Raw genomic sequence first — 10,681 nt, forward strand, 5'->3', positions numbered from 1 at the left:
TTATGGAATAAAAAGCTTTGAGCGATTACGAAAAAAGATATTATGGCGTCAACTTATCAGAAGGAATGTAGGTTAACCTACATTCCTTCCAAAGAGAGAGTATTGGAAATATTTACACCACCACAATTGACAGAGAGCCGTTATTTTTAAAACAAGTTGTGCACATTTGCTGTTTTTTATAAGATAAAGTTAAGAGAAAACTTGTTCAACCATATGCGACTAATGGAGTTGATGTTATGAAATGTCCCAGCTGTCAACACAACGGGACGCGCGTTCTTGATTCACGGCCAGTAGACGAGGGTCGTTCAACAAGAAGAAGAAGAGAATGCGAGGTTTGTGGATTTCGATTTACGACTTTTGAAAAAGTAGAAGAAATCCCTTTAATTGTTGTGAAAAAAGAAGGTACTCGTGAAGAATTCAGCGGTGATAAAATTCTAAGAGGATTGATTAAAGCGTGCGAGAAAAGGCCTGTTCCTCTTAAGGTACTTGAGGATATTACGCTTGAAGTAGAAAAGGAATTGAGAAATCAAGGGATCTCAGAGGTGAAAAGTGAAAAAATCGGCGAAATGGTCATGGATCGGCTTGCTAAAGTTGATGAAGTAGCCTATGTTCGTTTTGCTTCTGTGTACAGACAATTTAAGGATATTAATGTTTTCATTGAAGAATTGAAAGAGCTGATTAATAGGGAACGGGACGAGAGCTGAAGGGATTGCTTTAGCTCTTTTTTGGCTGAATTTGCTGTGGAATATCAGAAAGGTATGATTTAAATGGCAAGACATTGGAAGGAATTGCTACCAATTGACTTTTACAGTGTATCCTCAAATGGGATGCTTCATGATTATGATCGAAAAGTTTTATCTTTGCTTTATCAACCACTGATTGGAGCCCTTCCTATCAGCTTATACTTTACTTTATGGAGTGAAATAGAGCAAAATCGAATTCATTCAGGTAGCATCCACTCTCATCGGACACTTATGAGTTTGATGCAATTAAGGTTAGATGATATTTTTGAAGCGAGAAAAAAGCTTGAAGGTATTGGTCTATTAAAGGTTTGGCGTAGAAAACAAGAAGAAGAACGGCATTTTTTTTATGAATTGCAGCCCCCTTTAAGTCCAGAGGAATTTTTTAACGACGCTATGCTAAATATTTATTTGCATAAAAAGCTCGGAAAGCAGCATTATCAAAAATTGAAATCGTTTTTTAGTGATCAAAAGGTTGCTACAGAATCCTATGAACATATTACAAAATCCTTTTCAGAAGTATTTGCCTCTGGGCATTTTGATTCGTTATATATATCTGATGAATTAAAAGAAGATATAAAACTAGATGCTTCTGAGACGTTTATTGGAAGAGGAGAAGGAGCGGCTCCTTCAGGATTCATGGATACTTTTGATTTTGAACTGTTTGCATCTGGTCTAAGTAAATCATTTATTTCAGAAAAAGCATTCACTCCTAAAGTGAAGGAAATGATTGCGAAGATTGCTTTTCTTTATGATATTAATCCTATTCAAATGCAAAGCCTTGTTTTACGTGCCATCGATGAAAAGGAAGAGGTAAATATTGAATTGCTTCGTAAGATTGCGAGAGATTGGTATCAAATTGAATATGGGGATGATCTACCTTCTCTTGCTCAAAGGACACAGCCTCTTCATCTTCGCACTGGAAGCAGTGAGCCTAAAACCGAAGAGGAACGTCATATCCGACATCTTGAGACCGTTTCGCCATTGAAACGGCTTAGTGAGCTTTCAGGTGGAGGAGAGCCTTCGAAAGCTGATATTGATATTATTGAAGGGATTATGTTCAATCAGCAGCTGCCGCCAGGCGTTGTAAATGTCTTGATTGAGTATGTCATGATAAAAACAGATATGAGGCTATCAAAAAGCTATGTCGAAAAAATCGCAAGCCATTGGGCAAGAAAAAAAATCAAAACGGTTAAAGAAGCGATGGAACTGGCTAAAAAAGAGCATCAGCAGTATTTATCATGGCAGGTTGAAAAAAAGAACAAAAAGGCTACTACTTCTACATCAAAGAAAGTGATTAGACAGGAGTACATCCCAGAGTGGATGAAGGAAGAAAATAAGGACCAGCCTAAGAATACTGAAATTACACCAGAACTTGAAAGAAAGAGGAAGCAGCTTGAGGAAGAATTTAAAAGGCTTAAAAAGAGGTGAAGCCTAGTATGAAAAAAATTAGCCAAACTCTAAATAAACTGACAAATACAAAAGAATTTAACGAGCGTTACAATGCTATTAGAAAAGAAATTTTGGAAGATGAAAATATTCATCGGTTCCTCAATAGCCACAGTTCAACTGTCACAAAGGAAATGGTTGATAGAAGTCTAGTCAAATTATATGAATACTCTAGCCAAAGTAAAAATTGTGACAAATGTCCTAGCTTAGAAGGCTGTATAAACATGATGCAAGGGTATCATCCCCAGCTAATTTTGCAGAAGAACTCGATTGACGTTCGATACGAGAGGTGCCCTCGAAAAGTAGCTGCTGACGAAAGAAAGCGTCATGAAAGGTTTATTAAGAGTCTATATGTGCCAAAAGATATTTTGGGAGCGACTATGGAAAGCTTTTATCAAACGTATGTATCGGAGGAAAGACTAAAAGCGTTTGAGAAAGCCATGATTTTTATTAAAAAAATCGATCAAGGTGAGAAAACAAAAGGGTTGTATATTTATGGTAGCTTTGGAGTGGGGAAATCGTATTTATTAGGTGCCATAGCAAATGAGCTTGCGGATCGGAAAATATCTACCCTTATTGTATACGTACCCGATTTTTTCAGAGAAATGAAATCTTCAATTGGTGATCAAACATTGAATGAAAAGATTGATATGATCAAAAAGTCTCCCGTTTTAATGTTGGATGATATTGGGGCTGAAACGATGTCAAGCTGGGCACGCGATGAAATCCTTGGGCCGATTTTACAATTTAGGATGCTTGAAAATCTACCGACGTTCTTTTCGTCCAATTTTGATTTTGAAGGGCTGGAAGCTCATTTGACAACTTCTCAGCGTGGAGAGGTTGAACAGGTAAAAGCCAAACGTCTTATGGAAAGAATTAGATATTTAGCAGATCCGGTATACCTGAGTGGAGATAATTTGAGAGAAAAAGGCTTATAAGGGTTGTTTTTGGACAGAATACACTATTTTTTAATCCGCCTAAATCTAATGGCGGATTTTTTCTTTATCTTCTTTTCGTGCTTCTAATTGGACGGACTCTCCCATATACATAGGAGCAGAGAGTAATGGCTAGGGGGGGTTCAATTGGTATATATTTCTTTTCAAACTGAAAAAGAAGCAAAAACGATGATGAAATATATTTCTGCCCATCCGATGAGTGCAGAACTTCAAATATATTTGAGTTATGACGGCAAGCAACGAATTTTATTAAAAATAGAAGCAGACGTTTTTCAAAAGATCATTGAGCTTCTTAGTGACACATTTCAAGTGTACATTAAAGAAGAATGGATGTTGTATGTAATTGAACAGATTATTAGAGAAAAATTCTTATTCAAAGAAAGAGAGGAAATTGATCAAATCTTGGATATTGCATCGAGCATAATGGAAGGTGAAAGATTTTCGAAAACCGTTTTTTGGGAAGAAGCGATTGTTAGCATCAAGGAGGGGTTGCAATCCATCGCAGAAAATCAGCTGTCTTTTTCTTTTGAGTCGTTTGTCAAATTCAGACTTCGGAAGTTGAATGAAATGCTAATCCAATATGTCGAACATGCGATTGATGAATATAAGCTGGAGCAGGATTATCAGAGTTTTATTTATTTGCTGCGGAATTTTATGATCAATCAGACTCCTAAGATGAACATTTTGCACATATTGCATCGGGAAACGTTTGAGTTTTACAATGAAGCCTTTGAAAAAATGGGAAAGCAAGAACTCATAAGGCTAATTGATCGAAAGCTTTTAGCAGAAAATCCGCTCTATATTGATTCTAATGTAATTGCTCCGCTTATATCCATTGCACCTAATGAATTATTAATCTATACAGAAAGTGCTGAAAATGGAATCATCCAAACGATACAGCGAATTTTTGAAGAACGTTCTAAAATTTTATCACTAGACCAATTTTATTCAAGCTGTATGTGTAAATAATTTAATATTGGATCAATTTATGTTTCTCATCTTGATTTTATATGAATATCATTCTATAATTACGTACATATTAATTGTATATGTAAAAGTAATGATGAGGACATGAGTATTCTATGTGACGGTTTTCAGAGAGGAAAGTCATCGGCTGTAAGCTTTCCAACCCGACAGAATGCTTACCACCTTTAAACTTCAGCTATGAACGCTTTTGCAAGTATTGGCTGACGGTAACTGCCGTTATCAGTTTAAGTGCTATTTTTCCTTTGTGTTATTGGAAGAATAGAACATGGGTGGAACCGCGGGTTATGTTTGATGTTTAAGCTCGTCCCTGTTTTTACAGGGGCGGGCTTTTTATATTTTATGAAAGAAATGGAGTGAATCTGTATGTTTGAAATGATTAAAATCACTTTCCCTGACGGAGCAGTAAAGGAGTTTTCAAAGGGCACGACAACCGAAGACATTGCTGCAAGTATCAGTCCGGGCTTGAAGAAAAAATCAATCGCTGGCAAGGTAAATGGCGAATTATATGATTTAAAACGAGAAATTTTAGAGGATGCTTCTATTGAAATTATCACTCAGGATTCTCCGGAAGCTTTAGAAATCCTTCGTCACAGCACAGCTCATCTAATGGCTCAAGCCATCAAGCGCTTGTACAAAAACGTAAAGCTTGGCGTAGGTCCTGTAATTGAAGGCGGATTCTACTATGACATCGACATGGAGGAATCTCTGTCACCAGAGGATCTACCTGAGATTGAAAAAGAAATGAAGAAAATTGTGAATGAAAATCTTGAAATTATTCGTAAAGAAGTAAGTCGTGATGAAGCAGTGCAGCTTTATAAGGAAATCGGTGATGAGTATAAGCTTGAACTGATTGAAGCGATTCCTGCAGATGAAAAAGTGACAATCTATGAGCAAGGTGAGTTTTTTGACCTATGCCGTGGGGTGCACGTTCCTTCAACTGGAAAAATTAAAGAATTTAAGCTTTTAAGCATTGCAGGTGCGTATTGGAGAGGCGACAGCAATAATAAAATGCTTCAACGTATTTACGGTACAGCATTCTTCAAGAAAGAAGACTTGGCAGAGCATTTACGCATGCTTGAAGAAGCAAAGGAACGCGACCATCGTAAAATTGGGAAAGAGCTAAGCCTGTTTATGAACTCGCAAAAGGTTGGTCAAGGCTTACCGCTTTGGCTCCCTAAAGGTGCAACAATCCGTCGCGTCATTGAGCGTTATATTGTGGATAAAGAAGCGCGTCTTGGTTATGATCATGTTTATACTCCGGTACTTGGAAGTGTAGAGCTTTACAAAACGTCTGGGCACTGGGATCATTATCAGGAAAACATGTTCCCAGTAATGGAAATGGACAATGAGCAGCTTGTGCTTCGTCCGATGAACTGTCCACATCATATGATGATTTATAAAAATGATATTCATAGCTATCGCGAGCTGCCAATCCGAATTGCAGAGCTTGGAACAATGCACCGCTACGAGATGTCAGGTGCGCTTTCCGGTCTTCAGCGCGTTCGCGGAATGACATTAAATGATGCACACATTTTCGTTCGTCCAGATCAAATTAAAGAAGAATTTAAGCGTGTAGTTAGACTTATACTAGAAGTATATAAAGACTTCAACTTAAATGATTACTCTTTCCGCTTGTCTTATCGCGATCCAGCGGATAAGGAAAAATACTATGATGATGATGCAATGTGGGAAAAAGCACAAAGCATGCTGAAGGAAGCGATGGATGAGCTTGGTCTAGAGTATTTTGAAGCAGAAGGCGAAGCAGCATTCTACGGACCAAAGCTTGATGTTCAAGTGAAAACAGCACTTGGTAAAGAAGAAACATTATCTACTGTTCAGCTAGACTTCTTGCTTCCAGAGCGCTTTGACCTAACATATGTAGGTGAAGACGGCAAGCAGCATCGCCCGGTTGTTATCCATCGTGGTGTTGTTTCAACAATGGAGCGCTTTGTAGCGTTCTTAATAGAAGAATATAAAGGAGCATTCCCAACATGGCTTGCTCCAGTCCAAGTACAAGTCATTCCGGTATCTCCTGAAGTACACTTAGATTATGCGAAGGAAGTTCAAGAGCAGCTTCAAGCAGCAGGATTGCGTGTAGACCTTGATTACCGAAATGAAAAGATCGGCTACAAAATTCGTGAAGCGCAAATGCAAAAAATCCCTTACATGCTTGTAGTGGGAGACAATGAAATTAAAGAAAGAACTGTTAACGTACGTAAATACGGTGAGCAAAAATCAGAAACTGTTGCGTTTGAAGAGTTTTTAAAAGCCATTAAGGAAGAAGTGGCACGCTAAAACGTGAAAGCCGGACCATGATTTTTGTGGCCCGGCATCCTTATGTATTTTTTCACAATAAGAATGTTAAAAAATATGTTGCAAAAAATCTTCGCTTTTGCTAGTATATTTTTTGTTGCTGTTATAAGTTTGGTATTTGACATACCAATACGTAGTATGATATATTTCTAAGGTGAATTGAATACGTGTTTGAGGAAAGAAGAAGCACCCGCTTCTCACCTGCACGACGCAAACTTGCAGTTAACAGGTTTTTATGATTTGATTTATTTGGCATTTCTGTCTGAATGATTCTGTCAGTGTGGGTGTTTTATGCATCCACACTTTTTTATTGCGGTAAAGGTCTTTCTTTCGATCTCAAACAAAGTATTCGTCTATTAAACCTTGGAGGTGGCTAACTATTAGCAAAGACATGATGGTAAACGAGGGCATCCGTGCCCGCGAGGTTCGTCTCATTGACCAAAACGGAGAGCAGTTAGGAATTAAAACTAAGTTCGAAGCTCTGGAAATTGCCGCTCGTGTAAATCTTGACGTTGTTCTTGTTGCTCCAAATGCCAAGCCTCCGGTAGCTCGTATTATGGACTACGGGAAGTTCCGCTTTGAGCAACAGAAAAAAGAAAAAGAGATGCGTAAAAACCAAAAGGTCATCAATGTAAAAGAGGTTCGCTTGAGCCCGACAATTGACGAACATGACTTTAATACAAAGCTTCGCAATGCTCGTAAGTTCCTTGAAAAAGGAGACAAAGTAAAAGCATCTATTCGTTTTAAAGGTCGTGCGATTACCCATAAGGAAATCGGACAACGCGTATTAGATCGCTTTTCATCAGAATGTAGCGACCTTTCTACTATTGAACAAGCTCCAAAAATGGACGGACGCAGCATGTTCTTAGTTTTAGCACCTAAAAATGATAAGTAATTCATTGATGTAATAAGGAGGAAATCCCGATGCCTAAAATGAAAACACACAGCGGATCTGCAAAGCGTTTCAAAAAGACTGGATCCGGTAAGCTTAAGCGTTCACACGCATATACAAGCCACTTATTTGCTAACAAAACAACTAAGCAAAAACGTAAGCTTCGTAAAGCTAGCCTTGTTTCAAAAGGTGACTTCAAACGTATTCGTCATATGTTAGACAACATTAAGTAATCTCAGGTTGACTGATTTAAATAGGAGGGAAAAACAATGCCACGTGTAAAAGGCGGTACTGTTACTCGCAAACGTCGTAAAAAAATTCTTAAATTAGCTAAAGGTTATTACGGTTCTAAACATACATTATACAAAGTTGCTAACCAACAAGTAATGAAATCTTTAATGTATGCTTTCCGCGATCGTCGTCAAAAGAAGCGCGACTTCCGTAAGCTATGGATCACTCGTATCAACGCAGCTGCTCGTATGAACGGTCTTTCTTACAGCCGTTTAATGCATGGTTTAAAGCTAGCTGGTATCGAAGTGAACCGCAAAATGCTAGCTGATTTAGCTGTAACGGATGCTAATGCATTCGCTGAATTAGCAAACGTTGCGAAAAAACAATTCGATAAGTAATAATAAAAAGACCATTCCGTTTTGGAATGGTTTTTTTTGTAAATGGAAAGGAAGTGTAAAGACAGTGGTATCAATTCTTATCCTTTATTATATTTTTATTAATCTGTACGGACTGTATATCATGCATTGGGATAAATCAAAAGCGATCCATAAAAAGCGTCGAATTCCTGAAGCGGCTCTTTGGCAAATAGCTTTGATTGGTGGTGGAGTTGGATTAACGACAGGCATGTTTTTGTTTCGTCATAAGACGAAGCATCTATCTTTCAGAATCGGACTTCCTTCTTTAGCACTTTTGTCACTCATATTATTCAGTTTACTATTTTCCTACTTGGTCAAGTAATCCTACTGTCTGTAATAATCGTATTTAAAAGATTATTTAAGTGTTTGGTTTATGAAGAAATTCTTTAATAGGGCTTTTCCAATCTATGATTGCAGTCGGATAGTACTCCTTAATTCTTTGCTCGATCGCAAGAAAATCTTCTCTTTCAAGTCCTTTAAGAGCAGCATTGCTTTTAGGCCAAATAAAAATAGATATGACATCAAAGGCACGATCGGTTGTGCCTAAATATTTTTCACCTTCAAACAGTACACCTTTATAGGTTAAGAGAAAGTTTTTCCGGACATTCTCAGGGTCATCTAAAAAGAAAAACTTTTTCTGTTCATGAGCCAACTCGAGTTTTCTCTTCGGATTCAGTAAATATTTGATGGCTGTATAAATGATGAAAATGAATGCTGTCAGTAAAAAAAGCCGAAAAAGCCAAAGCATAAATAAAGACCTCCCGGAGAGCTGAAATTTACTATTCTATACGTTTTTTGTGTTAAAAGGTTTCACCGATTTGATATAATTTTTTAAAAATAAGGTAACCATAAATAGGGAGTGTCACAATGAATTACAAAAAGCTGTTTCAAATGCAAAGGGCTCTTGATCAGCATATAGAAAGCAATCACGCTTTGCAGAGTGAAAACGTAACGGATAAAAAAATATTAGCTCTTCTTGTTGAATTGGGTGAGCTAGCAAACGAGACGCGCTGTTTTAAGTTTTGGAGTGTCAAAGGCCCAGCTCCTAGAGAAAAAATTCTTGAAGAATATGTTGACGGTATTCATTTTATCCTTTCATTGGGCTTAGAGTTAGGTTTTGAAAATTCGGTGCCTGCTAGCATTGAAGCTAGTACAGAGGAAGCAACAGTACAATTTATCAAAATGTATGAAACCATTATTGATTTCAAAAATTCTCAAACTGCAGAGCTTTATGTTGAAATGTTCAAAGAATATTTACAGCTTGGACAGATTTTAGGCTTTTCAGCAAACGATATAGAAAGAGCATATGTTGAAAAAAATGAAATCAATTTCCATAGACAAAACCAAGGCTACTAATCGCTAGAATTTTACGGGGTTTTCTATTTTCTGTATAATCAAAATAGGTATTCATATTTTTAGAAGGAGGCATCAAAATGGCAAAGTTGGATGAAACGTTAACGATGCTGAAGGACTTAACGGATGCTAAAGGCATACCAGGCAATGAAAAAGAAGTAAGAGAAGTCATGAAAAAATACATAGCACCTTATTCGGATGAAGTTTTTACAGATGGACTTGGCAGCTTAATTGCAGTTAAGAAAGGAAAGGCAGACGGTCCAAAAATTATGGTAGCTGGTCACCTAGATGAGGTCGGCTTTATGGTCACACAAATTGACGACAAAGGCTTTCTTCGCTTTCAAACAGTTGGTGGCTGGTGGTCTCAGGTTATGCTTGCCCAGCGAGTAACAGTTGTCACGCGTAAAGGTGACATTACAGGTGTAATCGGGTCAAAACCTCCTCATATCCTTCCGGCTGAAGCCCGTAAAAAACCGGTTGAAATTAAAGATATGTTTATTGATATCGGTGCATCCAGCCGTGAAGAAGCGCAAGAATGGGGAGTGCGACCAGGGGATATGGTAGTCCCTTACTTTGAATTTACAGTCATGAACAATGAGAAGGTTTTACTGGCAAAAGCTTGGGATAATCGTATCGGCTGTGCAATTGCAATTGATGTTTTAAAACAATTAAAAGACACTGAGCATCCAAACGTCGTATATGGTGTTGGAACCGTTCAAGAAGAGGTTGGTCTCCGCGGAGCCAAAACGTCAGCTTTCAAAATCCAGCCGGATATCGGATTTGGCGTGGATGTTGGTGTTGCCGGAGATACTCCTGGCGTTACAGAAAAGGAAGCAATGGGGAAAATGGGGAAAGGTCCACAAATCATTCTGTACGATGCTTCCATGGTATCCCATAAAGGATTGCGAGATTTCGTAACAGATGTAGCCGATGAATTGAATATCCCGTATCAGTTTGATTCAATGGCTGGCGGTGGAACGGATTCTGGATCCATTCATATGACAGCAAACGGAGTTCCGGCACTATCCATAACCATTGCAACTCGCTATATTCACTCTCATGCAGCAATGCTTCACCGTGATGACTACGAAAACGCAGTCAAACTCATTGTAGAAGTCATTAAGCGTCTAGATCGTGAAACGGTTAATAAAATTACATTTGATTAATGTTATGTAAACTCTCTGCTTGCAAGGAAGCAGGGAGTTTTTTTGTGTGCGCCCGGCATGGGTGTAATCTATAGGGTGAGAGTCCCGAACTGCGAAGGCAGAAGTAGCAGTTAGCTTAACGCAAGGGTGTCCGCGGTGACGCGGAATCTGAAGGAAGCGAGCGGCAAACTTCCGGTCT

The 10,681-nt window shown here is 38.3% G+C and carries 12 protein-coding genes and 2 other annotated features; of the genes, 11 read left to right on the forward strand and 1 reads right to left on the reverse strand.

Translation table 11 applies throughout. The features are described from left to right. The first annotated feature begins 236 nt into the window (after window positions 1-236). The 9 genes from nrdR (at window position 237) to GD441_RS16215 (ending at window position 8,306) form a co-directional block, all read left to right on the forward strand. Window positions 237-704 carry a transcriptional regulator NrdR gene (gene nrdR, locus GD441_RS16175; protein ID WP_153127443.1) on the forward strand — a complete coding sequence of 156 codons (468 nt, stop codon included), beginning with the start codon at window positions 237-239 and terminating at the stop codon, window positions 702-704. A 63-nt stretch (window positions 705-767) separates the two neighbouring features. Continuing rightward, a complete protein-coding gene (locus tag GD441_RS16180; RefSeq protein ID WP_153127444.1) occupies window positions 768-2,171 on the forward strand; it encodes a replication initiation and membrane attachment family protein in 1,404 nt (467 codons plus the stop codon). 8 nt (window positions 2,172-2,179) lie between these two features. After that, the gene (gene dnaI / locus GD441_RS16185) at window positions 2,180-3,127 is read left to right on the forward strand and encodes a primosomal protein DnaI (RefSeq protein WP_153127445.1); all 948 of its coding nucleotides are present in this window, start codon (window positions 2,180-2,182) and stop codon (window positions 3,125-3,127) included. Window positions 3,128-3,271: 144 nt separating this feature from the next. Beyond that, window positions 3,272-4,114, forward strand: coding sequence for a putative sporulation protein YtxC (locus tag GD441_RS16190; RefSeq protein ID WP_153127446.1), 843 nt, complete (start codon window positions 3,272-3,274; stop codon window positions 4,112-4,114). A gap of 82 nt (window positions 4,115-4,196) precedes the next feature. Further along, window positions 4,197-4,444: a binding site (T-box leader), on the forward strand. Window positions 4,445-4,495: 51 nt separating this feature from the next. Next, a complete protein-coding gene (thrS, locus tag GD441_RS16195) occupies window positions 4,496-6,427 on the forward strand; it encodes a threonine--tRNA ligase (RefSeq protein WP_153127447.1) in 1,932 nt (643 codons plus the stop codon). 190 nt (window positions 6,428-6,617) lie between these two features. Further along, window positions 6,618-6,760 (forward strand) — a sequence feature (ribosomal protein L20 leader region). A gap of 76 nt (window positions 6,761-6,836) precedes the next feature. After that, a complete protein-coding gene (infC, locus tag GD441_RS16200; protein WP_153127448.1) occupies window positions 6,837-7,340 on the forward strand; it encodes a translation initiation factor IF-3 in 504 nt (167 codons plus the stop codon). Between the two features lie 29 nt (window positions 7,341-7,369). Then, the gene (gene rpmI, locus GD441_RS16205; protein WP_153127449.1) at window positions 7,370-7,570 is read left to right on the forward strand and encodes a 50S ribosomal protein L35; all 201 of its coding nucleotides are present in this window, start codon (window positions 7,370-7,372) and stop codon (window positions 7,568-7,570) included. 36 nt (window positions 7,571-7,606) lie between these two features. Beyond that, a complete protein-coding gene (gene rplT / locus GD441_RS16210; RefSeq protein ID WP_153127450.1) occupies window positions 7,607-7,966 on the forward strand; it encodes a 50S ribosomal protein L20 in 360 nt (119 codons plus the stop codon). A 64-nt stretch (window positions 7,967-8,030) separates the two neighbouring features. Further along, a complete protein-coding gene (locus GD441_RS16215; RefSeq protein WP_153127451.1) occupies window positions 8,031-8,306 on the forward strand; it encodes a DUF1294 domain-containing protein in 276 nt (91 codons plus the stop codon). Window positions 8,307-8,342: 36 nt separating this feature from the next. On the opposite strand, the gene GD441_RS16220 is transcribed toward GD441_RS16215, so the two are convergent. After that, window positions 8,343-8,732 carry a sigma-w pathway protein ysdB gene (locus tag GD441_RS16220; protein WP_153127452.1) on the reverse strand — a complete coding sequence of 130 codons (390 nt, stop codon included), beginning with the start codon at window positions 8,730-8,732 and terminating at the stop codon, window positions 8,343-8,345. A 119-nt stretch (window positions 8,733-8,851) separates the two neighbouring features. Between GD441_RS16220 and GD441_RS16225 the strand changes: the two genes are divergently transcribed. Next, complete coding sequence (locus GD441_RS16225) at window positions 8,852-9,340, forward strand: dUTP diphosphatase (RefSeq protein ID WP_153127453.1); 489 nt, start codon at window positions 8,852-8,854, stop codon at window positions 9,338-9,340. Window positions 9,341-9,417: 77 nt separating this feature from the next. Continuing rightward, the gene (locus GD441_RS16230) at window positions 9,418-10,503 is read left to right on the forward strand and encodes a M42 family metallopeptidase (RefSeq protein ID WP_153127454.1); all 1,086 of its coding nucleotides are present in this window, start codon (window positions 9,418-9,420) and stop codon (window positions 10,501-10,503) included. The last annotated feature ends 178 nt before the right edge of the window (window positions 10,504-10,681 follow it).

It is taken from the genome of Peribacillus tepidiphilus (genome assembly GCF_009466385.1).
Classification (GTDB): Bacteria; Bacillota; Bacilli; order Bacillales; family DSM-1321; genus Bacillus_BN; species Bacillus_BN tepidiphilus.